Annotated in this window: 24 protein-coding genes and 2 tRNA genes; 6 read left to right on the top strand and 20 right to left on the bottom strand. The window is 68.9% G+C overall.

Annotated elements, in window-relative coordinates:
- Window positions 1–5: 5 nt before the first annotated feature.
- From ACWCPY_RS18565 to ACWCPY_RS18545, 5 genes are read right to left on the bottom strand one after another with little or no spacing between them, the layout of a single operon-like run.
- A complete protein-coding gene (locus tag ACWCPY_RS18565; RefSeq protein ID WP_451266175.1) occupies window positions 6–1,388 on the bottom strand; it encodes a class E sortase in 1,383 nt (460 codons plus the stop codon).
- Window positions 1,385–2,023, bottom strand: coding sequence for an aminodeoxychorismate/anthranilate synthase component II (locus tag ACWCPY_RS18560; protein WP_362441274.1), 639 nt, complete (start codon window positions 2,021–2,023; stop codon window positions 1,385–1,387). Before ACWCPY_RS18560 ends, ACWCPY_RS18565 begins: the two co-directional genes overlap by 4 nt.
- Window positions 2,020–2,202 carry a hypothetical protein gene (locus tag ACWCPY_RS18555; protein ID WP_093548079.1) on the bottom strand — a complete coding sequence of 61 codons (183 nt, stop codon included), beginning with the start codon at window positions 2,200–2,202 and terminating at the stop codon, window positions 2,020–2,022. The genes ACWCPY_RS18560 and ACWCPY_RS18555 overlap by 4 nt, the downstream gene beginning before the upstream one ends.
- Window positions 2,203–2,258: 56 nt before the next feature.
- On the bottom strand, window positions 2,259–3,002 hold the full coding sequence (locus tag ACWCPY_RS18550; RefSeq protein WP_451266172.1) for a class E sortase: 744 nt from the start codon (window positions 3,000–3,002) through the stop codon (window positions 2,259–2,261).
- Window positions 3,003–3,028: 26 nt separating this feature from the next.
- On the bottom strand, window positions 3,029–3,799 hold the full coding sequence (locus ACWCPY_RS18545) for a DUF881 domain-containing protein (protein WP_451266170.1): 771 nt from the start codon (window positions 3,797–3,799) through the stop codon (window positions 3,029–3,031).
- Between the two features lie 140 nt (window positions 3,800–3,939).
- Here ACWCPY_RS18545 and crgA point away from each other — a divergent pair, with 140 nt between their 5' ends.
- Window positions 3,940–4,194 carry a cell division protein CrgA gene (gene crgA, locus ACWCPY_RS18540; protein ID WP_093548084.1) on the top strand — a complete coding sequence of 85 codons (255 nt, stop codon included), beginning with the start codon at window positions 3,940–3,942 and terminating at the stop codon, window positions 4,192–4,194.
- Window positions 4,195–4,489: 295 nt separating this feature from the next.
- On the opposite strand, the gene ACWCPY_RS18535 is transcribed toward crgA, so the two are convergent.
- Window positions 4,490–5,392, bottom strand: coding sequence for a rhomboid family intramembrane serine protease (locus ACWCPY_RS18535; RefSeq protein ID WP_451266365.1), 903 nt, complete (start codon window positions 5,390–5,392; stop codon window positions 4,490–4,492).
- A gap of 157 nt (window positions 5,393–5,549) precedes the next feature.
- Complete coding sequence (locus ACWCPY_RS18530; protein WP_451266168.1) at window positions 5,550–6,077, bottom strand: peptidylprolyl isomerase; 528 nt, start codon at window positions 6,075–6,077, stop codon at window positions 5,550–5,552.
- A gap of 376 nt (window positions 6,078–6,453) precedes the next feature.
- Between ACWCPY_RS18530 and ACWCPY_RS18525 the strand changes: the two genes are divergently transcribed.
- Window positions 6,454–7,179: a DUF5324 family protein gene (locus ACWCPY_RS18525; protein WP_451266164.1), complete on the top strand. Its 726-nt coding sequence runs from the start codon at window positions 6,454–6,456 to the stop codon at window positions 7,177–7,179.
- Window positions 7,180–7,271: 92 nt separating this feature from the next.
- Here ACWCPY_RS18525 and ACWCPY_RS18520 read toward each other — a convergent pair.
- Window positions 7,272–7,344: transfer RNA gene (locus ACWCPY_RS18520), tRNA-Ala, on the bottom strand.
- Window positions 7,345–7,513: 169 nt separating this feature from the next.
- Here ACWCPY_RS18520 and ACWCPY_RS18515 point away from each other — a divergent pair.
- On the top strand, window positions 7,514–8,062 hold the full coding sequence (locus ACWCPY_RS18515; protein WP_189543011.1) for a helix-turn-helix domain-containing protein: 549 nt from the start codon (window positions 7,514–7,516) through the stop codon (window positions 8,060–8,062).
- An 88-nt stretch (window positions 8,063–8,150) separates the two neighbouring features.
- On the top strand, window positions 8,151–9,521 hold the full coding sequence (locus tag ACWCPY_RS18510) for a serine/threonine protein kinase (RefSeq protein ID WP_451266161.1): 1,371 nt from the start codon (window positions 8,151–8,153) through the stop codon (window positions 9,519–9,521).
- A 48-nt stretch (window positions 9,522–9,569) separates the two neighbouring features.
- Here ACWCPY_RS18510 and ACWCPY_RS18505 read toward each other — a convergent pair whose 3' ends face one another.
- From ACWCPY_RS18505 to ACWCPY_RS18495, 3 genes are all read right to left on the bottom strand, one after another.
- Window positions 9,570–10,913, bottom strand: coding sequence for a hypothetical protein (locus ACWCPY_RS18505; protein WP_451266159.1), 1,344 nt, complete (start codon window positions 10,911–10,913; stop codon window positions 9,570–9,572).
- The gene (locus ACWCPY_RS18500) at window positions 10,913–11,206 is read right to left on the bottom strand and encodes a hypothetical protein (RefSeq protein WP_451266157.1); all 294 of its coding nucleotides are present in this window, start codon (window positions 11,204–11,206) and stop codon (window positions 10,913–10,915) included. The genes ACWCPY_RS18505 and ACWCPY_RS18500 overlap by 1 nt, the downstream gene beginning before the upstream one ends.
- A 144-nt stretch (window positions 11,207–11,350) precedes the next feature.
- Window positions 11,351–11,485 carry a DLW-39 family protein gene (locus ACWCPY_RS18495; protein WP_003958712.1) on the bottom strand — a complete coding sequence of 45 codons (135 nt, stop codon included), beginning with the start codon at window positions 11,483–11,485 and terminating at the stop codon, window positions 11,351–11,353.
- Window positions 11,486–11,796: 311 nt separating this feature from the next.
- Between ACWCPY_RS18495 and ACWCPY_RS18490 the strand changes: the two genes are divergently transcribed.
- Complete coding sequence (locus tag ACWCPY_RS18490) at window positions 11,797–12,168, top strand: DUF6344 domain-containing protein (RefSeq protein ID WP_451266155.1); 372 nt, start codon at window positions 11,797–11,799, stop codon at window positions 12,166–12,168.
- A 360-nt stretch (window positions 12,169–12,528) separates the two neighbouring features.
- On the opposite strand, the gene ACWCPY_RS18485 is transcribed toward ACWCPY_RS18490, so the two are convergent.
- The 9 genes from ACWCPY_RS18485 to dnaA all read right to left on the bottom strand — a co-directional run bounded on the left by ACWCPY_RS18485 (window position 12,529) and on the right by dnaA (window position 25,381).
- A tRNA-Ile gene (locus tag ACWCPY_RS18485) sits at window positions 12,529–12,605 on the bottom strand.
- Window positions 12,606–12,676: 71 nt separating this feature from the next.
- A complete protein-coding gene (locus ACWCPY_RS18480; protein ID WP_451266153.1) occupies window positions 12,677–13,267 on the bottom strand; it encodes a DUF3566 domain-containing protein in 591 nt (196 codons plus the stop codon).
- Between the two features lie 93 nt (window positions 13,268–13,360).
- Entirely contained in the window at window positions 13,361–15,994 is a 2,634-nt protein-coding gene (gyrA, locus tag ACWCPY_RS18475; RefSeq protein WP_451266151.1) for a DNA gyrase subunit A, read from the bottom strand.
- Window positions 15,995–16,040: 46 nt separating this feature from the next.
- A complete protein-coding gene (gene gyrB / locus ACWCPY_RS18470; RefSeq protein ID WP_451266149.1) occupies window positions 16,041–18,146 on the bottom strand; it encodes a DNA topoisomerase (ATP-hydrolyzing) subunit B in 2,106 nt (701 codons plus the stop codon).
- A 426-nt stretch (window positions 18,147–18,572) separates the two neighbouring features.
- Window positions 18,573–19,145, bottom strand: coding sequence for a DUF721 domain-containing protein (locus tag ACWCPY_RS18465; RefSeq protein ID WP_451266147.1), 573 nt, complete (start codon window positions 19,143–19,145; stop codon window positions 18,573–18,575).
- On the bottom strand, window positions 19,142–20,272 hold the full coding sequence (gene recF / locus ACWCPY_RS18460) for a DNA replication/repair protein RecF (RefSeq protein WP_451266145.1): 1,131 nt from the start codon (window positions 20,270–20,272) through the stop codon (window positions 19,142–19,144). Before recF ends, ACWCPY_RS18465 begins: the two co-directional genes overlap by 4 nt.
- 84 nt (window positions 20,273–20,356) lie before the next feature.
- Entirely contained in the window at window positions 20,357–21,235 is an 879-nt protein-coding gene (gnd, locus tag ACWCPY_RS18455) for a phosphogluconate dehydrogenase (NAD(+)-dependent, decarboxylating) (protein WP_329820080.1), read from the bottom strand.
- 131 nt (window positions 21,236–21,366) lie between these two features.
- Window positions 21,367–22,497, bottom strand: coding sequence for a DNA polymerase III subunit beta (dnaN, locus tag ACWCPY_RS18450; RefSeq protein WP_072487582.1), 1,131 nt, complete (start codon window positions 22,495–22,497; stop codon window positions 21,367–21,369).
- Between the two features lie 1,081 nt (window positions 22,498–23,578).
- Window positions 23,579–25,381, bottom strand: coding sequence for a chromosomal replication initiator protein DnaA (gene dnaA, locus ACWCPY_RS18445; protein WP_451266142.1), 1,803 nt, complete (start codon window positions 25,379–25,381; stop codon window positions 23,579–23,581).
- 370 nt (window positions 25,382–25,751) lie between these two features.
- On the opposite strand from dnaA, the gene rpmH reads away from it, so the two are divergent.
- Window positions 25,752–25,889 carry a 50S ribosomal protein L34 gene (gene rpmH, locus ACWCPY_RS18440; RefSeq protein WP_030930485.1) on the top strand — a complete coding sequence of 46 codons (138 nt, stop codon included), beginning with the start codon at window positions 25,752–25,754 and terminating at the stop codon, window positions 25,887–25,889.
- Window position 25,890: the final 1 nt, after the last annotated feature.

The following is a 25,890-nucleotide window of genomic DNA, read 5'->3' as shown; positions in this document are numbered from 1 at the left end:
ATGATTCAGCCCACGAGCGCGTCGGGCTTCCCCTTGCTGCGCGGTCGTTCGTCAACCATCTTGCCCCAGACGATCAAACGGTACGTACTCGTGAATTCCGGCGTACAGGTCGTCAGAGTGATGTACCGGCCCGGCCCTGTGAACCCGGAACCCTGCGGAACGGGATCGATCACCGAGACATTGGACGGCGACGTCTGAGGCAGCGTCTTCGTCGTCTTGTACGTGTAGTACGCGTCCTGCGTCTCGACCACGATCAGGTCACCCGGATTCAGCCGGTTGATGTAGCGGAACGGCTCGCCGTGCGTGTTGCGGTGACCGGCCAGAGCGAAATTGCCCTGCTTGGCCGACGGCATCGCGGTGCGCAGCGCGCCCTCTCCGTAGTGACCGACCATGCCCCGGTCGAGGACCTTCTCCTTGCTGATGCCCTCGGCGATCGGAGCGACCACGTCCAGTTTGGGGATGTGGATGATGGCGAAACCCTGCCCCGCTTCGAACACACCGGGGTTGCGGTCGCCCTTCGCCCAGTCGTCCTGGATCTTGTGCGTCTCCTTGCCGGCGTACTGGTCAGCGCGCACATTCGTCCACCACAGCTGGTACGTGACGAACAGCAGCATCAGCACACCGAACGTGATGAACAGCTCTCCGGTGACCCGGCTGGCCACCACGGCCGGGCTGTCCTTGGCCGCGCGCGCCGCACGCCGTGCCTCGACGCGGGACATCGGTTTGTCGGTCTGCGCGGCAGCCGTGGCCGCAGTGTCCGGCCGCTGTTCGGCACGGCGGCGGCCCCGCCCCTTGGCGGCGCGGCGACGTTCGGCGCGGCCTCCGGTGCGGGGTTCCGGATCGGTGCCTTCGGAGTCCGGTTCCGCGTCCGGCCGGGATTGCCGGAAGCTCTCCGCATCGCCCGCCGGATCCGGCTCAAGGCCCGTCCGCAGGCCGATCGTCTCGTCGTCGAGCGGCAGGGGAAGGGGCGCGGGCTGCGCCCGGGGCTCCGGAACAGGGGCCGGTACGGGGGCCGGAACAGGGACCGGTACGGGGGCCGGAACAGGGGCCGGTACGGGGGCCGGGGCGGGCGTCTGCTGCCCGTACCAGTCCCGTTCGAACCCCTCGGGGTCGTACCACTCCCGCGGAGCCTCCTCGGGGCTCTGTGCCCCCTGTGGCGCCCGCGTCGGTGCCTGCACCTGCGCCGGAGGCTCAGCCTGTGCCCCGGATGCCTCGGCCGGGTTGTTGTCCGCCCTGAACCACGGCGAGGCGTGCCGCCCCGGCAGCGGATCGTTCAACGGGTCCGCCAGCCGGTCGACCGCCGCCTCGAACGCGCCTGCGGCCTCGTACGCTCCTTGCTCGTACGGGCCGTCCTGTCCGGCGTCGTGTTCGGGGCGGAGTGCGGTCACGCGACGGCCTTGCCCACCACCGGCGCGAGCCCCGCCGACCTCGCGACGGCCCCCGTGTCACCGCACTGTGCCAGCCAGTTGGCCAGCATCAGGTGCCCGTACTCGGTCAGCACCGACTCCGGGTGGAACTGCACGCCCTCCACCGGCAGTTCACGGTGGCGCAGCCCCATGATGATGCCGTCGGCGGTCCGCGCCGTCACCTCCAGCTCCGCCGGGACGGTGTCCGGTTCGGCGGCGAGCGAGTGGTAGCGGGTCGCGGTGAACGGGGACGGCAGGCCCGCGAAGACCCCCGCTCCCTCGTGGATCACCGGCGAGGTCTTGCCGTGCAGCAGCTCCGGGGCGCGGTCCACCACGCCGCCGTACGCCACCGCCATCGACTGCATGCCCAGGCAGACCCCGAAGACCGGGACGCCCGTCGCCGCGCAGTGACGCACCATCTCGACGCAGACGCCCGCCTGCTCCGGGGTGCCGGGACCGGGCGACAGCAGGACGCCGTCGAAGCCGTCCTGGGCGTGCGCCGTGGTCACCTCGTCGTTGCGCAGCACTTCGCATTCGGCGCCGAGCTGATAGAGGTACTGGACGAGGTTGAAGACAAAGCTGTCGTAGTTGTCCACGACGAGAATGCGGGCACTCACTGGCCGCCCCCCGTTCCGGTCGAGCCGTCCACCGTCACATCACCGAACGGAAGCAGCGGCTCCGCCCACGGGAAGACGTACTGGAAAAGCGCGTAGACGACGGCCAGCACCAGCACGAGCGAGATGAGCGCACGCACCCATGCGTTGCCCGGCAGATGCCGCCAGATCCAGCCGTACATGCTGTCCCCTCCATTCGGTACGGGACCAGACTAAAGGGCGGGGGCAGAAGCGGGGGTCAGCTGTGGAAAGCTGCCGGCTTGCCTTCGGTCACAGGCTGGGTCGCGTCGAGGTGCGCCCAGGCGATCAGCCGGTGGCTGCTGCCCCATTCGGGGTCGCAGGTGGTCAGCGTCAGATAGCGGCCCGGCCCGTCGAAGCCGGACTTTCGGGGTACGGGGTCGATGACCCCGATGTCGCTCGGCACCGTCCGGTAGGGCTTCTTGTCGATGCGGTACGTGAACCACGTCGTCCCGTCCGTCAGCACGACCGCGTCTCCCGGACGCAGCTTCGGGAAGTCCTTGAACGGATCTCCGTAGGTACGGCGGTGTCCGGCCACCGCGAAATTTCCGGTCGCACCGAGGCGGGCGGTCCCTGTGTAGTGACCGAGGCCCTTCTGCAAGGTCCTGACCTGGGTGTTCTCCAGGACGGGCCACTCCCAGCCCTTGCCGAAGCGGGGTATGTACAGCATCGCGAACGGCTTGCCGTCCCGGTACGCGGCGGAGGCGGGAGGCTCTTTCGAGGACCCCGAGGACCCCGGTGGTTTCGACGCCCCCGACGGATTCGGCGCCGGGGAGGTCTGCGGCCCCGGAGCGGACACCGCCCCCTGTGCCCACCGGCTGCGCAGGGAGTCGATCTGCCCCTCGGTGGCGTCGGCCGCCTTCACTCCGGTCCAGAACAGCACGTACACCACAAAGAGCACGATCAGGGCACCGACGGTGATGCAGAGTTCGCTGAATGTCCTGACGATCAGTCGCACCGACACCTGGCCGGCCTCCCCACAGCCGCTCGCTACTGCTTCACCGGCTCCGCATAGTGGAGGTCCACTGTGCCCGAGTAGCCGGGAAGAGTCACCGCCTCGTGCTCGTCGACTTTCCAGCCGAGCCCGTACGCCTTCACGTACAGCAGGTAGTTGCTGATCGCCGGGGAGTTGTTGAGCGCCTGCTTGAGCTTGCCCGGGTCGCCGACCGCGGTGATCCTGTACGGCGGGGAGTAGACCCGGCCCTGGAGGATCAGGGTGTTGCCGACGCAGCGCACCGCGCTGGTGGAGATCAGCCGCTGGTCCATGACCTGGATGCCCCGGGCACCGCCCTGCCAGAGGGCATTGACGACCGCCTGCAGGTCCTGCTGGTGAATGACCAGGTCATTGGGTTGCGGGTCGGGGTAGCCGGGGTTGGCGGTGGCGTTGGGCGGGGCGTCGTCGAGCGTGACGCTCACCGAGCGGCCGGTGAGTTTCGTGGTGCCGCCGTCCCGCTCCAGCTCCTTGAGCCGGGCGTCCTCCGCCTCGGTGCTGCCGTCGTCCCGCCGGACGAGGGCGTCGATGTCCTCGCGCACGGCCGCGGTGGTCTCGTCCAGCTGGGCGTTCTTGTTGCTGCGCTGCTGGATGAGGTCGGAGAGCTTCAGCAGCGAGGAGTCGGTGCGGATATTGGTGCCCTTGGCCGTGTTGGCGCTGGTGACGAAGATCAGCCCGGCGAGCGCGAAGACGGCAGCGGTGAGCACACGGGCCGGGTGCCGGAAGGTGCGCCGGACGGGCCCTTGGGGAGAGTCGGCAGAATTGCTCAACGTACCCTTATCTCCTTCGGCGCCAGGGAAGCACTACGCTAACGGACGCCCGGGGGAGGCAGCATTCCCCCTCGAGCCCGCCCCGGCGCCAGCCACAGTTCCCTGCGCGGTCACGCAGCGCATCGACAGGAGAGTTCCTCGTGCCGAAGTCACGTATCCGCAAGAAGGCCGACTTCACGCCCCCTCCGGCGAAGCAGGCAACCAACATAAAGCTGACCAGCCGCAGCTGGGTGGCGCCGGTGATGCTGGCGCTCTTCCTGATCGGTCTGGCCTGGATCGTCGTCTTCTATGTGACCGACGGCGACCTGCCGATCAAGGACCTGGGGAACTGGAACATCGTCGTCGGCTTCGGCTTCATCGCCGGCGGCTTCGGTGTCTCCACGCAGTGGAAGTAGTACCGCGGCGCTCGTAGGTGCACAGCGGGGCCCCGTCCCGCAAGCCTTGCCCCGAGTTACCCACAGCGTTATCCACAGGCGGGGGAAAAGGTCAGACGATCTGTGGATAACTCCCTGGCGGTTGACGCCGATGTGACTGCAGCCTCCCCCATCGGGGGATGGCACGCCCCTTGTCCTGACTGGAAAAACCCAGCTCAGCGACAAGGGGCACAGTTGTTCCCACAGAATGCACAAGATCCGGCACCGACTGTGGACAACTACGACTGTGGACAGCCGAACCGGGGGCGATGCCCGCTCAGGTCAGCGCGGCCGTTCTGGCGACGACCACGAGGATCACGGCTGCCAGAACCAGGGCGCAGGTGCCGTACTGCACCAGTGCTCGCCGCTCGCGGGGGGCGTGGACCATGCCGATCGCGATCAGCGTGCCCGCGATCAGGCCGCCGACATGTGCCTGCCAGGCGATTCCGCCCCAGGGGTTGAAGGTGATGACCAGGTTCACCGCGAGCAGCGCGAAGACCGGGCGCATGTCGTAGTTGAGCCGGCGCATGAGGACGGCGGTGGCGCCCAGCAGTCCGAAGATCGCCCCGGAGGCTCCGAGCGAGCCCTGCACGGGCGCGGAGAGCCAGTAGGTGAGGGCGCTGCCCGCCAGGCCGGAGATCATGTAGAGCGTGAGATAACGGGCACGGCCGAGCGCCGCTTCCAGCGGTCCGCCGAGCCACCACAGCCCCAGCATGTTGAACGCGATGTGCCACACCTCCTGGTGCAGGAACATCGACGTCACCAGCCGGTACCACTGCCCCTCCGCGACGCCTTCGAGCGGACCGCCGTAGTGGGTCGTGGCGCGGCCGAGCAGCATCAGCTCGTCGACCAGCGCGGTGCCCCTCGCCAGCACCGCCAGGTACACGGCGACGTTGATGCCGAGCAGGATCTTGGTGACGAGGCGAGGATCGGCGGTGATGGCGCCGCCCGCGACGGTGCGCGGCTGATTGGCGGCCGGGCCGTGCCCCGTACCCGATCCCTGGCGTACGCAGTCCGGGCACTGGAAGCCGACCGAGGCATCGATCATGCACTCGGGGCAGATCGGGCGCTCGCAGCGGGTGCAGCGGATGTTCGCCCCGCGACCGGGGTGGCGGTAGCAGCTGAGCGAGCCGTCCGCCGCGGCCGGCCGGTCCGCGCCTCCCGGCGGCTGCCGGTCCATCGGTCCCATCGCTTCCCGGTCCCTTCGGTCCTCGTCATGACGGACACGGGCACGCACAACGCCGCCCTGCTCGTCCGCTATGTATCAGTACGGACGGGCAGGGCGATTGGTTCCCGAACGGACCATCAGCGTGTGATCGGCCGATGACTTCCGGTGATCAACGGGTCTCGACGACGACCGACTGGATCACGACGTCCTGCACCGGGCGGTCGGTACGGGCGTTGGTCGGCGTGGCGGCGATGGCGTCCACGACCTTCTTGCTGGCCTCGTCGGCGACCTCGCCGAAGATGGTGTGCTTGCCGGTCAACCAGGCGGTCGGCGAAACGGTCACGAAGAACTGCGAGCCGTTGGTGCCCGGACCCGCGTTGGCCATGGCCAGCAGGTACGGCTTGTTGAAGCTGAGGTCGGGGTGGAACTCGTCCGCGAACTCGTACCCCGGGCCACCGGTGCCGTTGCCCAGCGGGTCGCCGCCCTGGATCATGAAGCCGCTGATGACGCGGTGGAAGACGGTGCCGTCGTACAGCTTGTCCGTCGACTTCTCACCGGTCTCGGGGTGCGTCCACTCACGCTCGCCCTTGGCGAGCTCCACGAAGTTCTTGACCGTCTTGGGCGCGTGGTTCGGCAGGAGCCGGATGTCGATGTCGCCCTGGTTGGTCTTCAAGGTGGCGTAAAGCTGCTCGGCCACGATCTGCCTTCCGTAAGTCTTCAGTGACGTCCGACGATCCTCGCACGGACGTCGCGCCCCGGCCGTTCGGCCGCCGTCGGCGAACGCGTGACGCCCGCCTCCCCCGCCCCGTCGCGCCCTTGGCGCGGAGCCGCCGCTTCCGTGCCGCTCCTCGCAGGAACAAATGCGGCCAAGTGCGTGACGCAGCGGCGCGGGCTGGAGCGAACCGTGGCATTGTCGTCGGCAAGCTCCCCTTGCACCGTATTGCCCGCAGGTGTCACTCATGACCTGAATGACCCGGATGCCCGCCCGGCATGCCAGACAGGGCTCCGGCGGGCATGATCTCGAAATGGGTGGAAAGGCGGAGTGTCTACCCGCCACCAAGGAGGAGGATCCCGTGACCCGCATCGACAGCGTGCGCGCCGCAACCGACTCGGCGAAGGACAGCGTGCAGCACGCCGCGGAAGTGGTGGCGCCCTACGCCGACACGGCCAAGGACCAGGCCGCACATCTGGCGCACGAAGCCCGCACACGGCTCGCGCCGAAGGTGTCCAAGGCGGCCCAGCAGGCCCGCGTCCAGTACGACGCGCATCTGGCACCACGTATCGAACTGGCCCTCACCCATGTGCCGCCCAAGGTCGACGAGGCCGGCCGGCGCGCCGCCCTCCACACCCGCCGGGCAGCCCGTACCGCCGCGGACTTCACGGTGCCGCGGGTCGAACACGCGATGGCCGTCGCCCAGCCCGTGGCCGAGGAGGCCACGGCCCGCAGCGCCGCCGCGCTGGCCGCGCTGCGCAGCACCGTCACGGCGGCGGAGATCCGGCAGCTGGCCAGAAAGCACGAACGGCGGGCAAAGGCCGGGCGGCTGTTCAAGGGGCTCGTCGTGGCCGGCCTCGTGGCAGGCGGCGCCTACGCCGCCTGGCGGTGGTGGGACAAGCAGGCCAACCCCGACTGGCTGGTCGAACCGCCCGCTGCCACGGAGGTCTCCGACCGTGCCCCGCTGACCTCGGTCGACGGCAGCGGCCCGACCCCGCTCGACCCCGAGTTCCGGGCCGAGCAGGACGAGTCGGAGGCCGACGGCCCGGAGGGCACGGACGGCACCGGACCGGACGAGCGCCGCTGAACCGGCTCCCGGACGACCGCAGCCGAACAAACAACGACAGCACGCAAAACCCCCTCCGACCGTGTTTGTGCCGGTCGGAGGGGGTTTGTGTGTGGAGCCTAGGAGATTCGAACTCCTGACATCTGCCTTGCAAAGGCAGCGCTCTACCAACTGAGCTAAGGCCCCTAAAAACGGACAGCCCCGGACGCTTCAGCGTCTTGGCCACCGCCGCAGACCAGAGTACCGGGTACTCCCGGGAATCCTGCAAAAAGATGGGGTCTCCCGGTCGGCGACCACTCTCCGTAAGATGCTCGCGAGGTTCGCAGCAGCGAAGCCGCAGCGAAGGGGAGACGCCATGGACGCAGCGCAGCAAGAGGCAACGGCAAGGGCCAGGGAGCTTCAGCGCAGTTGGTACGGAGAGCCTCTCGGAGCGCTCTTCCGCCGACTGATCGATGATCTCGGTCTGAACCAGGCCCGGCTCGCCGCCGTCCTCGGGCTGTCCGCCCCCATGCTCTCCCAGCTGATGAGCGGCCAGCGGGCGAAGATCGGCAATCCCGCGGTCGTCCAGCGCGTCCAGGCGCTCCAGGAACTGGCCGGACAGGTCGCGGACGGCAGCGTCAGCGCGGGCGAGGCCACCGACCGCATGGAAGAGATCAAGAAGTCCCAGGGCGGCTCCGTCCTCACCGGCACCGGCCAGACCTCGACCACCGGCGGCGCCCCCACCGTCCGGCGCGTGGTCCGCGAGATCCAGTCGCTGCTGCGGTCGGTCGCGGCGGCCGGCGACATCATCGATGCCGCCGACTCCCTCGCCCCGACCCACCCGGAACTGGCAGAGTTCCTCAAGGTGTACGGCGCGGGTCGCACCGCGGACGCGGTGGCGCACTACGAGGGGCACCAGAGCTAGGGCCCTTCGTTCGCATCAGATCGGGCCGGGCACTACCTCCGAAGGCCGGCCGTGGGCCGAAACAGGAACTGGGAGCGGGCGCAGCGCAATGGGTGAGGTCTTCGCCGGTCGGTACGAACTGATCGATCCGATCGGACGTGGTGGAGTCGGCGCCGTCTGGCGGGCCTGGGACCACCGGCGCCGCCGCTACGTGGCGGCCAAGGTCCTCCAGCAGAGCGACGCGCACACGCTGCTGCGCTTCGTCCGCGAGCAGGCACTGCGGATCGAGCATCCGCATGTGCTCGCGCCCGCCAGTTGGGCCGCCGACGACGACAAGGTCCTGTTCACCATGGATCTGGTGAGCGGCGGTTCGCTGGCCCATGTCATCGGCGACTACGGGCCGTTGCCGCCCCGTTTCGTCTGCACGCTCCTCGACCAGTTGCTGTCCGGGCTGTCCACGGTGCACGCGGAGGGCGTCGTGCACCGGGACATCAAGCCGGCCAACATCCTGATGGAGGCGACCGGAACGGGACGTCCGCATCTGCGGCTGTCCGACTTCGGGATCTCCATGCGCAAGGGGGAGCCGCGTCTCACCGAGACCAACTACGTGGTGGGAACGCCCGGTTACTTCGCCCCCGAGCAAATGATGGGCGCGGAGCCCGACTTCCCCGCGGACCTGTTCGCGGTCGGTCTTGTCGCGCTCTATCTGCTCCAGGGCAGGAAGCCCGACGCGCAGGCGCTCGTCGAGCACTTCGCCTCGTACGGCACGCCGTCCGCCCCGGAGGGGATCCCCGAGCCGTTGTGGCAGGTCCTCGCGGGGCTGTTGCAGCCGGATCCGCAGGCCCGGTTCCGTACGGCCACGGGTGCGCGCAAGGCGCTGACGGCCGCGGTGGAGATGCTGCCGGAGCCAGGGGCCGAGGACGAGCCGGTCGAGGTCTTCGACCAGATCGGGCCGCTGCCGGCCGGTTTCGGCCCCACCGGACCGGTCACGGCCCCCGCCCAGGACCCTCAGGGTCCGCAGCACCCCCAGAACCCTCAGAAAGTCCAGGAGGCCCAGCCGGACCAGGCGCCGGCCCGGCAGCCCGTACAGCAGTCGTACGCCCAGCCGCCGGTCCCCATGTCGGAGACGGGCAGTTTCCACCTCCCGCCGCCTCCGCGGCAGCCCACGCCGCCGCCCCAGCAGGAGCAGCCGGACGCACCGCACGCGGCCTCCCCCTACGCCGCTCCCGCGCCGAATCCCTCGCAGGCTCCCACGGCCGCCGTGCAGCACGAACCCGCGCTCACCCGCGCGTACACCGTCGGGCAGCCGCAGGCTCCCGCCGCCGCACCCGGCGCGGGGGTGTCCCCGGGTGTCCCGGAGGCCGCCGGGGCACCCGCCCCGCAGAGGCGTCCGGGACCGTCCCCGAAGGTGGCGGTCCCGGTGCTGGTGGTGGCGCTGATCTGTTTCGCGGTGGGCATCTGGGCGCTGACCCAGAGCTGAATCCGGTCGCCCGGGCTCCAGCCGCACGGCGCCCGGGATCGGCTCCGGCTACCAGGCCTGCGGCGGGCCTCCGTACGGCCGGCCGTCGGCGGACGGGCCCGCCGGGGCGGTGCTCGCGGCGCGGCGCCGGGCCAGCAGCGTCCACACCCCGAGCCCGAGCACCAGCACCGAACCCGCGCCGATCCCGGCCATGCCGATCGTCTTCATCCTGTCGCTCCTGGCCGCCTGCGGGGCCGCCTGGCCCTTCCTCGCCATGTCCAGGTCGTCCTGCGTGACCGAGAAGATCCCGGCGTCCCCCGTGTACGGCGAATTCCGGGCCTTCCCCTCGACCTTGATCTTCAGGGTCAGCGGAATCGCCTTGTCGCCGTACGACTTCGCGACCTTCGGGCTCAGCGTCACCGACAGGTAGTACCAGCCGGCGAACCGCATCGCGGCGGTGCTGCTGCTGGAGTCGTATCGGTTCTCGTACGCCACCGGGGGCAGCGGACTCAGCGACACGGACCCGGGCCTCCCCGAGTACGACAGCGGTGTCGCGGAGTCGACGTGGCCGTGCGCCGGATTGTCGAGGGAGAGCGCGAGCGCGTTGCTGATGAAATCGTTCGAGGCGTTGTTGTTGCTCAGGTCCGCGGTGGCGAAGATCTGCTGGCCCCAGTCCACCGGCACCCGGTAGAAGAGGGTCTGCCCCGGCCTGATGCCGTCCTTCTCCCGCCACTCGCCGGTCTCCAGACCGGTCGCGTCGTAGTAGCCGGTGCCGCCCGACCGCTTCTGCGGGGCGGCGGTGGGCGGCACGGGCGAGGCGGACGGCCAGTCCTCCGGTGCGTCGGTCGGCATCGAACCGGCCGATTTCAGCTGTGGTTCCGACGCGTAGCGCAGCTCCAGGTCCCATGCGTCGGGCGCCGAGGTCCCCTTGCTCTCCCGCTCGATCAGGACGTTGTACGCACCGGCCTCCTGGCAGGTGCTGCTGTCCTTCTCCATGGTCCGGTAGGCGTACGTGGCGATCGGGCGGGCGAACTCCGCCGACTCGAACCGCGCGTCGTCCGAACTGCACTGGAGGTCCGTGCTGTCGCGGATGCTGACCGTGATCCCGTCCCCGTAGGCGACCAGCCCGCCGCTCCTGGGCACGGCCACCGCCGAGACGTACGCGTTCGTCTTCGCGTCGAGGTTGAGGCGGTAGTAGAGCTTCTCGCCGGGCTTGATCGAGCTCTTGTAGACCGATCCGGGCGTCAGCGCCGACGCATCGGTGCTGGCCTCCGCACCGTCGATCTCCTTCGCCCCGGGATCGAAGGTGTACGCGGCGGGCTCCCCGGCCGCGAACGCCTGCCCCGGCAGCGCCGCCGCGCACATCGCCGCGACCGCGGCCAGCGCCACCCGGCCCCTGTTGCGCTGCCTCATCACGCGCTCCCCCCAGTCGTCTGTGCGGCCCCCGCGCGACGCCCGCGTACGAACACGAGCCCCGCGAGCACCACCACGGCGCCCGCCCCGGCAGCGGCCGCGATGCCGGTCCATCCTGCCCCGCCCGTACCGCTGCTGTCTTCGCCCCTGATCGAATTGCCCTTCTTGTCCGCCTTCTTGGCCACGGCGGGGGCATGGTGCTCAGGGCCGGCCGGCTCGTCACCGAGGACCGACACCCGCAGCACCGCACCGATCCGCGGGTTCTCGGCGGCCCGCGCCACGTCGTAGCGCACCTGCTGGCCCCAGTCGGCCCGGGTTTTGCTGAAGCAACGTAATGATTTGCTCAGGTGAACTCAAGAGCACAGCCATCACGGTCCCGCAACAGCACGAAGCCCCGGCCGCTCAGCGACCGGGGCCCGCAATCAGGCTGTTCTGTCTCACACACCCGAACCTGCGGGCACGGAGTCAGTCGCCTCCGTCCACAGATCCTGCTCGGCGCGATCCGCCTGGATCTGGCGGTACACGAGGAGCCCGCCGATGGCGGCCAGTGCGACCAGGAGAAGCTTCTTCACCGCGCGACCTCGTCTTTCCTTGACGTAGGGGACTTCTGCCGCCCGACTATACACACCGGCCGATATCAACCGGTGACCTGCCCGCAACCCAACTGGCGCCCGGGGAAGAGCGGCCGTCCCGGGGCCGCTCCTCCCCGGGAGATCCGGCGGCGACCCGCGGCCCGTCACAAGCCCGTCGGGACCGGTTGAACCATAAGAGTGGTGTTCATCCGAAGATCAGCGGATCGGTGGCGTCGGTCCATGAAATCGCGAGCCACATCCACATCATCAGAAAGGTAAGCAAACCGGACCACCCGAAAGCGAGGGGCGCCATGAGCACCTTCAAGCCCAAGAACATCTGGACCGCCTTCGTCACCGCCTTCTTCGCACTGCTCGCCGCGCTGGGACTCATGAGCACCCCGGCGGCGGCCACGGAGCAGAGCGCCACGGAGCCGACCACCACGACCCAGGAGCACATGGGTGCGACCGCGGCAACCGCGACCACCCCGTCGGTGCGATGGACCCTTCCGCGCGACCGGGCGCTGCCACCCACGATGAAGCAGCGCATCCGCGCCGAGGCACACGGCTCCTCACCCGCGACCCGCCATGTGTCCGTCGACACCACGGACATCACGAACACCAGGACCGCCGCCCGCACCGCCCACGGGGCCCCGGCGGGGGACGCGTCCCTCCTTCCGCCCTGAGAGCCGCTCAACTGACGTACGGAGCCCCCGGACCGGTTCACACCGGACGGGGGCTTCTCCGTGCCGCCCAGGGGCCCTTCCCGCCCGCAGGAGCCGGCGCCGACCGCCACCTCGACACCCTCGAACACGCCGGCGGCTCCAGGCACACGACAGCCCCGGGAACACGACGGTCCCGGGCTCCTGGCGGCGGGTCAGATCCACGGCCCACCGCCTCCGACCGGATCGTGCCGCACACATCGGCCGCACCCGCAACACGTACACCCCGCGCACACGCGTCGGCCGTACGGGCCTCGCCCCGCCCCACCCGTCGACCGGATACGCCGAAGGCCCCCCACCGTTTCCGGTGAGGGGCCTTCGTGCTGGTGGGGCTAACAGGATTTGAACCTGTGGCCTCATCCTTATCAGGGATGCGCTCTAACCAACTGAGCTATAGCCCCGCCGCGCTGCTGCGCTGACTTCTGAAGATTAGCGCACGTCGGGGCCAGTCCCAAAATCGATACCCGGCGCTCTACTCGTCCTCGGCCAGCGTGAGCTCGATACCGCCCACGAAACCCGCCGACAAGTTGTAGATGAAGGAGCCCAGCGTCGCCAGCGCGGTCGCCAGGACCACGTCGATCACCGCGATGACCGAGGTGAAGATGAGAACCCGCGGCAGCGACAGGAACGACTGGAGATCGAAGCCGTTGCTGTCGTTCGAACCGGTGGCCTCGCTGATCGTCCCGCCCACGGTGGAGAACACGCCCATCGCGTCCATCACCATCCACAGCACCGCGGACGCCACCACGGTGCAGATGCCGAGCGCGATGGAGAGCAGGAAGCTGACCTTCATCACCGACCACGGGTCGGCCTTGGCCACCCGCAGCCGTGCCTTGCGGGTGCGCGGAGTCGTCCGCGCCCCCGTCCGCGGCCGACGGGCCGCCTGCGCGCCGCCCTGTGTACCGTGCGGCCGGCCGCCCTGCGTCCCGTCCGCGGGCGAGGGATACGCCTGCGGCGGGTGGTACGGCCCGCTCGCCTGACCTTGTGCGGGCTCGCGCTCACCCGGCAACGGCCCGGTCGCATAGCCCTCGTACTGGGGCTGAGGCCCCCGGGTGTCCGTCACAATGCCCCCTTGGGAGTCCGTGGCGGGGCCACGGGCACCGTTCGCTCCTGCTCCGGAAGCGGCCGAACCGGCGCCCGTGGCTCCACTCACGCTCTACTCCTCGTGCTCCCCGGCCGAAGGCGACGTGCCTTCGACATTGCCCTCGACCGTGCTCTCGGCACCCTCCGCCGTCGCGGCCTCGGTGTCCTCGGACCCCTCGACCTCTTCGGCCTCACGACCGGCTTCGGCGTTACGGGCAATACCGACGACGGCATCGCGCTTGCCCAGATTGATCAGTTGGACGCCCATGGTGTCACGGCCCGTCTCCCTGACTTCATTGACTCGCGTACGAATCACACCACCGCCGAGCGTGATGGCGAGGATCTCGTCCGTCTCCTCGACCACCAGCGCGCCGACCAGCGAGCCCCGGTCCTCGACGATCTTGGCAGCCTTGATGCCCAGACCGCCACGGCCCTGAACCCGGTACTCGTCGACGGGAGTCCGCTTCGCGTACCCGCCGTCGGTGGCAGTGAACACGAACGTACCCGGCCGGACAACATTCATCGAGAGCAGTTCGTCGCCCTCGCGGAAGCTCATGCCCTTGACGCCCGAGGTGGCACGGCCCATCGGGCGCAGCGCATCGTCCGTCGCGGTGAACCTGATCGACTGGGCCTTCTTGCTGATGAGCAGCAGATCGTCCTCGGCCGAAACCAGCTCCGCACCGATCAGCTCGTCGGCGGTGCCTTCGGCACCGTCCGCCGTCTCGCGCAGGTTGATCGCGATGACACCGCCGGAACGCGGCGAGTCGTAGTCCTTCAGCGCGGTCTTCTTCACCAGACCGCCCTTCGTGGCCAGGATCAGATAGGGCGCGGCCTCGTAGTCGCGGATCGCCAGGATCTGCGCGATCCGCTCGTCCGGCTGGAAGGCCAGCAGGTTGGCGACGTGCTGACCACGGGCGTCACGGCCGGCGTCCGGGAGCTCGTACGCCTTCGCCCGGTACACCCGGCCCTTGTTCGTGAAGAACAGCAGCCAGTGGTGCGTCGTCGACACGAAGAAGTGGTCGACGATGTCGTCTTCCTTGAGCTTCGTACCGCGCACGCCCTTGCCGCCGCGCTTCTGCGAGCGGTAGTCGTCCGTCTTCGTACGCTTCACATAGCCGCCGCGCGAGATCGTGACGACGATGTCCTCCTCGGCGATCAGGTCCTCGATGGACATGTCACCGTCGAAGGGCACCAGCTTGGAACGCCGGTCGTCGCCGAACTTCTCGACGATCGCCGCCAGCTCCTCGCTGACGATCTTCCGCTGCCGCTCCGGCGACACCAGGATCGCGTTGTACTCGTTGATCTTCGCCTGGAGCTCGTCGTGCTCGGCCGTGATCTTCTGGTGCTCCAGCGCGGCCAGCCGGCGCAGCTGCATCTCCAGGATGGCGTTGGCCTGGATCTCGTCGATCTCCAGCAGGCCCATCAGGCCCTCGCGCGCCACCTCGACCGTCTGGCTGCGCCGGATGAGCGCGATGACCTCGTCGATCGCGTCCAGCGCCTTGAGCAGACCGCGCAGGATGTGCGCCCGCTCCTCCGCCTTGCGCAGCCGGAACTGCGTACGCCGGACGATGACCTCGATCTGGTGCGTCACCCAGTGCCGGATGAACGCGTCGATCGAGAGGGTGCGCGGCACACCGTCGACCAGCGCCAGCATGTTCGCACCGAAGTTGGTCTGCAGATCGGTGTGCTTGTACAGGTTGTTCAGAACGACCTTGGCGACCGCGTCCCGCTTCAGCACGACGACCAGACGCTGACCGGTACGCGACGAGGTCTCGTCACGGACGTCGGCGATCCCGCCGATCTTGCCGTCCTTCACCAGGTCGGCGATCTTCTGCGCGAGGTTGTCGGGGTTGGTCTGGTACGGAAGCTCCGTGACGACCAGGCACTGCCGGTTCTGGATCTCCTCGACCGCGACGACCGCGCGCATCGTGATCGAGCCGCGGCCGGTGCGGTACGCCTCCTCGATGCCCTTGCGGCCCACGACCAGCGCGCCGGTCGGGAAGTCCGGGCCCTTGATCCGCTCGATCAGCGCCTCCAGGAGTTCCTCCTGAGAGGCCTCCGGGTGCTCCAGGTACCACTGCGCACCGGCCGCGACCTCGCGCAGATTGTGCGGCGGGATGTTGGTCGCCATTCCGACCGCGATGCCCGCCGAACCGTTGACCAGCAGGTTCGGGAAGCGCGCCGGCAGAACCGTCGGCTCCTGGTTGCGGCCGTCGTAGTTGTCCTGGAAGTCGACGGTCTCCTCGTCGATGTCCCGGACCATCTCCATGGACAGCGGCATCATCTTGCACTCGGTGTACCGCATCGCCGCGGCCGGGTCGTTGCCCGGAGAACCGAAGTTGCCGTTGGAGTCCACCAGCGGCATGCGCATCGACCACGGCTGCGCCAGACGCACCAGGGCGTCGTAGATCGACGAGTCACCGTGCGGGTGGTACGTGCCCATGACGTCACCGACGACACGGGCGCACTTGTAGAAGCCCTTCTCGGGCCGGTAGCCGCCGTCGTACATCGCGTACAGCACCCGGCGGTGCACGGGCTTGAGACCGTCCCGTACGTCGGGCAGCGCACGCGAGACGATGACGGACATCGCGTAGTCGAGGTAGGAGCGCTGCATCTCCGTCTCGAGCCCCACGGGCTCGACACGCATGCCCACACCGGCGGCGGCCGGCTCCTCTTCAGGTGTCACAGGGTTGTTCTCGTCGGCCATTGCTGGTCAAAGTCCTTTCGAGCGGCGGCTTGCTGGTACGGCCGACTCAGATGTCGAGGAAGCGGACGTCCTTGGCGTTGCGCTGGATGAACGAGCGCCGCGCCTCGACGTCCTCGCCCATCAGCACCGAGAAGAGGTCGTCGGCCTGCGCCGCGTCGTCCAGCGTGACCTGGCCGAGGACCCGGTGGTCGACGTCCATCGTGGTGACGCGCAGCTCCTCGGCGTTCATCTCGCCGAGACCCTTGAAGCGCTGGATCGAGTCTTCCTTGATCCGCTTGCCGTTCTGCTTGCCCAGCGCGACCAGGGCGTCGCGCTCGCGGTCCGAGTACGCGTACTCGAAGTCGTCCCGGCCCCACTTGATCTTGTAGAGCGGCGGACGGGAGAGGTAGACGTGCCCCGCCTCGACCAGCGGACGCATGAAACGGAACAGGAAGGTCAGCAGCAGGGTGTTGATGTGCTGTCCGTCGACATCGGCGTCCGCCATCAGAATGATCTTGTGATAGCGCAGCTTCTCGATGTCGAAGTCCTCGTGGACCCCGGTACCGAAGGCCGAGATCAGAGCCTGGACCTCGGTGTTCTGCAGGATCTTGTCGACCCGGGCCTTCTCGACGTTCAGGATCTTGCCGCGGATCGGCAGGATCGCCTGGTACATCGGGTTGCGGCCGGACTTCGCCGAACCACCGGCGGAGTCACCCTCGACGATGAAGATCTCGCACTTCGTCGGGTCGTTGGACTGGCAGTCGCTCAGCTTGCCCGGCAGCGAGGCGCTCTCCAGGAGCCCCTTGCGACGGGTCAGGTCACGCGCCTTGCGGGCCGCGACACGGGCCGTGGCCGCCGCGATGCCCTTGCGGATGATGTCGGCCGCCTCGTTCGGATTGCGGTCGAACCAGTCCGTGAGCTGCTCGTGGACGACCTTCTGGACGAAGGTCTTCGCCTCCGTGTTGCCCAGCTTGGTCTTCGTCTGACCCTCGAACTGCGGCTCACCCAGCTTCACCGAGATGATCGCCGTCAGACCCTCGCGGATGTCGTCACCCGTGAGGTTGTCGTCCTTCTCGCGCAGCAGCTTCTTCTCCCGCGCGTACTTGTTGACCAGCGTGGTCAGCGCGGCGCGGAAGCCCTCCTCGTGGGTACCGCCCTCGTGCGTGTGGATCGTGTTCGCGAAGGAGTAGACCCCCTCGCTGTACTGCGTGTTCCACTGCATCGCGATCTCGGCCGAGAGGAGACGCTCCTTGTCCTCGGCCTCGATGTCGATCACCGACTGGTGGATGACATCGCCCTTGCGGGAGTTGAGGTACTTCACGAAGTCGACGATGCCGCCCTCGTAGTGGTACGTGACCGTGCGGGCCTGCTCCGCCTCGGCGACCTCGGCCACCTCGGCGACTTCGGCACCCAGCGTCGCCTTCGCCGACTCGCGCTCGTCGGTGAGCTTGATCGTCAGGCCCTTGTTGAGGAACGCCATCTCCTGGAAGCGGCGCGACAAGGTCTCGAAGGAGTACTCGGTCGTCTCGAAGATGTCCCCGTCGGCCCAGAAGGTGACGGACGTCCCCGACTCCTCGGTGGCCTCGTTACGGGCCAGCGGAGCGGTCGGCACACCGAGCTTGTAGTCCTGGGTCCAGCGGTAACCGTCACGCCTGACCTCGACCGAGACCCGCGACGACAGCGCGTTGACCACGGAGACACCGACACCGTGCAGACCGCCGGAGACGGCGTAGCCGCCACCGCCGAACTTGCCGCCGGCGTGCAGCACCGTCAGCACGACCTCGACCGCGGGCTTCTTCTCCGACGGCACGATGTCGACCGGAATGCCTCGGCCGTTGTCGATCACACGGACGCCGCCGTCGGCGAGGACCGTGACGTCGATCGTGTCCGCGTGCCCGGCCAGAGCCTCGTCGACCGAGTTGTCGACGACCTCGTACACGAGGTGGTGGAGGCCGCGCTCACCGGTGGAACCGATGTACATGCCAGGTCGCTTGCGGACCGCGTCCAGACCCTCGAGGACGGTGATCGCGCTGGCGTCGTACGAGGCCGTGACCTCGCCGCTGCCGACGGACTCGCCCGCGGCGACAGCCTCGGCGCTCTCACCGGGTGTGGACGGAATGTTCTCGTTGGGGTTGCCGGAATCGGCCACGAAGCGCCCTTTCTGGCACAGCACAGGCCGTTCTCCGGGCAAACGGGAGCGGCTGCGTCGTTCGGCTTGTATCGACGACTCCCGCAAGGATGCGGGATTGTCCATCAGTCTACCGGTAGCGCTGACATGAATGGGGGTTTGCCGGTACCTGAGTACGCATGTGCCGCCCTGAATGAGCGGCTGACGACTCCCCATATTCAGGAAGGGCCCTCAGGAGGCTCACGCGGGCCTTGAGCGCTTCGGCCTGTCAACCTCCAGCTACCGTGAGGGACGCCCCATTCCCAGCCCGTGGTTTCAACCACCACACACCCGTACGAAACGGACTCGACGGGCCGTGCCGCCAGAGAGCGCGGGAACGGCCCGGGGACAGCCCGGGAACGGGCCCGGAGAAGGTGTCGGAGCGGCCCGAGAAGGGCTGTGGAACAGCCCAAGAACAGAGAAAAGCCCAGGTCAGCCGTAGGTGTCGCCCGGACCCGTGCTCCCCGGTGCCCGCAGCGGACCGAACCTGCGCTGCGGGCCGCCGGGCCCGAGCACCTTGATGAACCGGACCGTGCCCTGCCCCAGATCCGCGTTCAGCCGGGCCACCAGCTGCGGCGCCAGCAATCGCAGCTGCGTCGCCCACACCGTCGAGTCGCACTGCACCGTCAGCACCCGCTCGTCCGGGTCCTCGTCGTACCGCAGCGGCACACAATGATTGGCCAGATCTTCACCGACGATCTGCGGCCAGCGCCCCATCACCCCGCCCACCGCCGCAGGCGTCTCCCAGCCGCGCTCGGTGATCAGACGGTTGATCGCAGAACCCAGCGGCAGGGGATCACGTCCATCGGCCCGCGCACCCGAGCGCAGCCCGCCACCCCGCCTGGCCTGCTTCTTCTGCTGCGCGGCAGCACCACGCGCCCGCGCCTGCTCCTTGGCCGCGCGCAACGCCACCCGCGCCAGATCGACACCCGAGGGCTCCGGAGCCCTCCCCCCGCCGGAACGCTCCCGCGCCTGCTCCCCGGGCCCCTGGCCGCGGCCGCTCACAGCCGCTCCACCTCACCCGCGGACACCGCGTACCGCGTCCCCGCCAGCACACCCGGAACGTCGTCGTCCACCGCGGCCGTCACCAGCACCTGCTCGGCCGGGGCCACCAGCTCCGCCAGCCGCTCACGACGCCGCGCGTCCAACTCCGCGAAGACGTCGTCCAGCACCAGCACCGGCTCATTGCCCTCGCTGCGCAGCAGGTCGTACGAGGCCAGCCGCAGCGCCAACGCGTACGACCAGGACTCACCGTGGCTCGCGTACCCCTTGGCCGGCATCCCGCGCAGCCCCAGCAGCACATCGTCGCGGTGCGGACCGACCAGGGTCACACCCCGCTCGATCTCCTGCTTGCGGACCTCCGCCAGGGCGGCGATCAGCAGCTCGTACAGCTCCTCGCGGGTACCGGCCGACTCCACGCCGGCCCCGACCGAGCTGCGGTACTCCAGCGCCACCGGGCCACCGCCCGGCGCAACGTCCGCGTACGCCTTCTCCGCCAGCGGCTGCAGGGTCGCGAGCAGATCCAGCCGCTGCGCCAGCAGCTCCGCACCCACCCGGCCCAGATGCTGGTCCCACACGTCGAGCGTGGACAGGTCCATCGACCTGCCGCCGTGCCGACGCGCCATCGCCGCCGACTTCAGCAGCGTGTTGCGCTGCTTCAGCACCCGCTCGTAGTCCGAGCGCACCCCCGCCATCCGCGGCGAACGAGCTGTGACCAACTCGTCGAGAAAGCGCCGGCGCTCCCCGGGGTCTCCCTTGACCAGCGCCAGATCCTCCGGCGCGAACAGCACCGTACGCACTATCCCCAGCACGTCACGCGGCCTGACCTGCGACGACCTATTGATACGAGCCCGGTTGGCCTTGCCGGGGTTGAGTTCGAGCTCGATCAGCTGCGAACGCTCTCCCTGCGTCACGGCGGCACGGATGACAGCCCGGTCGGCGCCCATCCGCACCAGCGGCGCATCGGAGGAGACCCGGTGGCTGCCGAGCGTCGCGAGATAGCCGACCGCCTCGACCAGATTCGTCTTGCCCTGGCCGTTCGCCCCCACGAAAGCGGTGACGCCCGGGTCGAGAGGCACCTCGACCCGGGCGTACGAGCGGAAGTCGGCCAGCGAGAGATGCGTGACATGCATGGTGTACGCCGACCTTCCCGGCTTCCTGCTCCGTGCTTCGTGGAGCGGACCGGCCGGCTGGGGCCGGCCCGCTTCCCGTTGCGGTTACTTCTTGTTCTCGACCGCGTGGCCACCGAACTGGTTGCGCAGCGCGGCGATCATCTTCATCTGCGGGGAGTCGTCCTGGCGCGAGGCGAAACGCGCGAAGAGCGACGCGGTGATCGCGGGCAGCGGCACCGCGTTGTCGATCGCGGCCTCCACCGTCCACCGGCCCTCGCCGGAGTCGGCGGCGTAACCCCGGAGCTTGTCGAGGTGCTCGTCGTCGTCCAGCGCGTTGACCGCCAGGTCGAGCAGCCAGGAACGGATGACCGTGCCCTCCTGCCAGGAGCGGAAGACCTCGCGCACATCGGTGACGGAGTCGACCTTCTCCAGGAGCTCCCAGCCCTCGGCGTAGGCCTGCATCATGGCGTACTCGATGCCGTTGTGGACCATCTTCGCGAAGTGGCCGGCGCCGACCTTGCCCGCGTGCACGGAACCGAAGTCGCCCTCGGGCTTCAGCGCGTCGAAGACCGGCTGGACCTTCGCCACGTTCTCGGCGTCACCGCCGTACATCAGCGCGTAGCCGTTCTCCAGGCCCCAGACGCCGCCGGAGACACCGCAGTCCACGAAGCCGATGCCCTTGATGCCCAGCTCGACGGCGTGCTTCTCGTCGTCGGTCCAGCGGGAGTTCCCGCCGTCCACGACGATGTCGCCGGGCGAGAGGAGACCGGCGAGCTCGTCGATGGTGGCCTGGGTCGGAGCTCCGGCCGGAACCATCACCCAGACGACCCGGGGACCCTTCAGCTTGCCCACAAGCTCTTCGAGGCTGTGGACATCGGAGACGTCCGGGTTGCGGTCGTAACCGATGACGGTGTGGCCTGCGCGGCGGATGCGCTCGCGCATGTTGCCGCCCATCTTGCCGAGGCCGACGAGACCGAGCTCCATCAGAGATTCCTTAAGCGTTGTGCCGATTCGTACCCAAGGACGAGCCTACGCCCGGCCGGGGACGGGCCGGCGGGCATGCCCGTCGCCGAGCGTGCCCGTCGGAATCCGTCGTGACAGGACCGATGACCGGGTCAGCCGGAGAGGCGGACCGGCATGATCAGGTACTTGTAGGCGTCGTCCGCCTCGGCGTCCACGGCCGGGCGGCCGCTGAGCAGCGCGGGCTTGGTGGACGTCGTGAAGGAGAGCTGGGCGACCGGGGAGTCGATCGCGCTCAGCCCGTCCAGCAGGAACGTCGGGTTGAAGGCGATCGAGATGTCGTCGCCCTCCAGCACCGCGTCGACCCTCTCCACAGCCTGTGCGTCGTCGCTGGAACCCGCCTCCAGGATCAGCACGCCCTGCTCGAAGCTGAGCCGCACCGGGGTGTTCCGCTCGGCGACGAGGGCCACTCGCTTGACGGCCTCGACGAACGGGGCGGTCTCGATGACCGCGACCGAGTTGAACTCCGTGGGGAAGAGCGTGCGGTACTTCGGCAGATCGCCTTCGAGCAGCCGCGTGGTAGTACGCCGGCCCGCGCCCTCGAAACCGATCAGCCCCTCACCGGCACCCGAGCCGGAGAGCGCCAGGGTCACCGTGTCACCGCTGGTCAGGGCCTTGGCGGTGTCCAGGAGCGTCTTGGCGGGCACCAGGGCGACGGCCGAGGCGTCCGGGTTCTCCGGCTTCCAGAGGAACTCGCGGACCGCGAAGCGGTAGCGGTCGGTCGAGGCCAGGGTGACGGTGTCGCCCTCGATCTCGATCCGCACACCGGTCAGCACCGGCAGCGTGTCGTCACGGCCCGCGGCGATGGCCACCTGGGCGGCTGCCGAGGCGAAGACCTCGCCGGGGACGGTGCCCGTGGCGGTCGGCATCTCGGGAAGCGCCGGGTACTCCTCCACAGGAAGGGTGTGGAGTGTGAATCGCGAGGAGCCGCAGACCACGGTCGCCCGTACACCGTCTGTGGAAATCTCCACCGGGCGGTTGGGGAGGGCGCGGCAGATGTCGGCGAGCAGTCGGCCGGAGACCAGCACCGTGCCGTCCTCCTCGACCTCGGCGTCCACCGAGACCCGGGCCGAGACCTCGTAGTCGAAGCTGGAGAAGCTGAGGGCCCCGTCCTCAGCCTTCAGCAGAAGGCCCGCAAGAACGGGCGCCGGCGGACGGGCCGGGAGGCTACGGGCCACCCAGGCCACAGCCTCCGCGAGTACATCGCGCTCCACCCGGATCTTCACCGGAACCGCCTCCTGCTGTTGCTCGCTCGCCCTGCTGGCCTTCGTCGTCTGATCGCGTCTCCCGCCGACGAGGCAGGAAGGACGCCGGGGACCAGTCTGACGTACGGCACCGACACTCGGTGCTGCTCGGGGTCAAGTCGCGACAAGAGGTTCGGAGAGCTCCGGCGCCGAGTTGTGCACAGGCCCCACTTCGAAGCGGATTCCGGGCTAACTCTAGGTGGCAGTAGTAGTAGGGCCTGTGGAAACCGTGGATAACGTCGTTTCCGCAGGTCACATCCGGTTTTTTGTCCACCGACCCTGTGGGTGGCACCGGTGGACAACACGGCGCTTCTGTGGACACGGGAAAGTTCTGCACACCCGATGCACAGGACAGGGGGGTTTCTCCCCAGGGCTGTCCCCAGCTTTACCCAGGTTCCCCACAGCCCAACCGGCCCTCTTGGTGTGACGCCTTTCACTCGGCGCGGTGAAAGGCGGTCCCGCGTTGCCGAACAGTGGACAGAGGTGTGGAGAAGCGACGGGAAGCTGGGGACAACACGGCTCGGGCTGTGGGCTGCCGGTGGACAACATCATCCGGCTCCTGTGGACGAATATTTTGTCCACAGGCTGTGGATCACTGTTGACCACAAATCCCCAGGTGCTTGACCTGGCCTGATGGAGTATCGGCAGTCGCCCCTGTGGAAGCAATATGGACAACTTCCGGATCCCCAGGCTGTGGAGGGGGAAAACTCCCCAGATCTGTGGAGAACGGACGGCCGGCGGCAGGTATTCGAACACCGCGGTGGCGTCGGAGGGTTGGGTGCGGGGGCGAGGGCGGGCCCGGGGCGGGCTCCTGGCGGTCTCCGAAGGGGTCTTCGAGGGGGCTTCGGACGGCCTCAGGGTGCCTGCGCGCGGTCTACGAGGGGCCCCGGGCGGTCTCCGGACGGCGCCCGGACCCGCTTCCGGACAGCCTCCGGGCGGTCTCCGGACAGCCTCCGGGCGGTCTCCTGGCGGTCTCCGGGCGGTCTCCGGGCAACGAAAAGGGCGCCCGAGGAGCCGTGTGAGGTCCTTCGGGCGCCCCCGGGGCGCGTGCGGCAGCGGTCCGTCAGCCGTTCTTGATGCGGTTGGTGAGCTCGGTGACCTGGTTGTAGATGGAGCGGCGCTCCGCCATCAGCGCGCGGATCTTCCGGTCCGCGTGCATCACCGTCGTATGGTCGCGGCCGCCGAACTGCGCACCGATCTTGGGCAGGGAGAGATCGGTGAGCTCCCGGCAGAGGTACATGGCGATCTGGCGGGCCGTCACCAGCACGCGGCTGCGCGAGGTTCCGCAGAGATCGTCCACCGTGAGGCCGAAGTAGTCCGCGGTCGAGGCCATGATGGCCGTCGCCGTGATCTCCGGAGCCGAGTCCTCACCGCCCGGGATCAGGTCCTTCAGCACGTGCTCGGTCAGTCCGAGATCCACCGGCTGACGGTTCAGGCTGGCGAAGGCCGTGACCCGGATCAGCGCCCCCTCCAGCTCCCTGATGTTCCGGGAGATACGGGAGGCGATGAACTCCAGCACCTCCGGCGGGGCGTTGAGCTGCTCCTGCACCGCCTTCTTGCGCAGGATCGCGATCCGCGTCTCCAGCTCCGGCGGCTGGACATCGGTGGTCAGACCCCACTCGAAACGGTTCCGCAACCGGTCCTCCAGGGTCACCAGCTGCTTGGGCGGCCGGTCGGAGGAGAGCACGATCTGCTTGTTGGCGTTGTGCAGCGTATTGAAGGTGTGGAAGAACTCCTCCTGCGTCGACTCCTTGCTCGCGAGGAACTGGATGTCGTCGACGAGCAGGATGTCCACATCGCGGTAGCGCTTGCGGAAGGTGTCGCCCTTGCCGTCGCGGATCGAGTTGATGAACTCGTTGGTGAACTCCTCGGAGCTCACGTACCGCACCCGGGTGCCCGGGTAGAGGCTGCGGGCGTAGTGCCCGATGGCGTGCAGCAGATGGGTCTTGCCGAGTCCCGACTCCCCGTAGATGAAGAGCGGGTTGTACGCCTTGGCGGGGGCCTCGGCGACCGCGACCGCCGCGGCGTGCGCGAACCGGTTGGAGGCGCCGATGACGAAGGTGTCGAAGAGGTACTTCGGATTCAGCCGCGCCGCCGGCTCGCCGGGGCCGGGTGCGGGAGCGGGCTGCGAGCCCATGGGCCCGGATGCGCCGCCGGGCCGTCCGGTGCCGGCGCCGCCCTGCCGGTGCTGCGGCTGCTGCTCCTGCATGTCGGGTCGCTCGGGGCGCTGCTGTTCGTAGCCCTGGCGCTCGGGCGGCTGCGGGCGGTAGTCGTGCTGCGGCTGCTGGGGGCGGCCGCCGGGGTAGGGCTCGCGCCACTGCTCCGCAGGGGCCTCGCGGTCCTGGAACCCGCCGAGCCGGGGCTGCTGCCAGGAGAGGTCCTCCTGGGTACGCGGCCACGCACCGGGGTCGGGGCGCTGCTGCTGGTAGTCGGGGTAGGCCGGCCGGGCGGTCGGCATGCCGTCGTCGGAGGGCCGGTGCCCGTAGCCGTCGTACGCGTCGTTGTGCTGCCGCTCGTCGTGTTGCGGCCCCTGGTAGCGGTGCTGCTGCTGGGGCTGGTGCATCGGAGGCGCGGGCGGGCTCGGAGGCTCGCCCGCGGAGTCGTCGACGGTGATCGCGATGCGGATCGGACGGCCGCATTCGCGGCTCAGCGCCTCGCTGATGAGTGGCGCGAGCCGGCCTTCCAGGACGCGCTTGCCCCATTCATTGGGGACGGCGAGCAGCGCGGTGTCGGCGACCAGGGCGAGCGGCTGGCAGCGCTCGATCCACTGCTTGTCCTTCGGCTCGATGCCCTGCTGGCCCTCCCCGAGGAGTTGCTCCAGCACTCGTGGCCACACTGCGGCAAGATCGGCAGGTACGTCAGCCACAGGGCACGCTCTCTCGCTGGTCCCACGAATGTGTGGTTCTCGGGACGGGATGGGTGGGGACCGGCAGGCAGGAAGAAAAGGCCGGTAACTCGGCCACGGTAGTCAGGGCGACCCGCGTGGTTCAAGTTGTTGTCCACAGCCTGTGCACAGTGGGGGGTGTTGCGGAGCCGGTTTGACCGGATGGCGCAGCCGCGCGTACCGTGACCAGGTCGAGTTGTCGATGGCTGCTGCCGCCTGCCTCCGATGGGCAAAGATCACGATCTGTGATTGTGAAGCGGTGCACTAGAGCGTTTACGCGAGTCTCTCGTGGGCGCACGGTGACAGCCAGGCGATGTCCCGCCAACACACGAGTCATTTCTGGAGCCCCCTAGTGAGCAAGCGCACCTTCCAGCCGAACAACCGTCGCCGCGCGAAGACCCACGGTTTCCGGCTGCGTATGCGCACCCGTGCCGGCCGCGCGATCCTCGCGTCCCGCCGTGGCAAGGGTCGCGCCAACCTGTCCGCCTGAT

The organism is Streptomyces sp. NPDC002403 (assembly GCF_053593015.1).
Note: the sequence above shows the minus strand (reverse complement) of the source record. Positions and strands in the feature narration are given on the sequence as shown.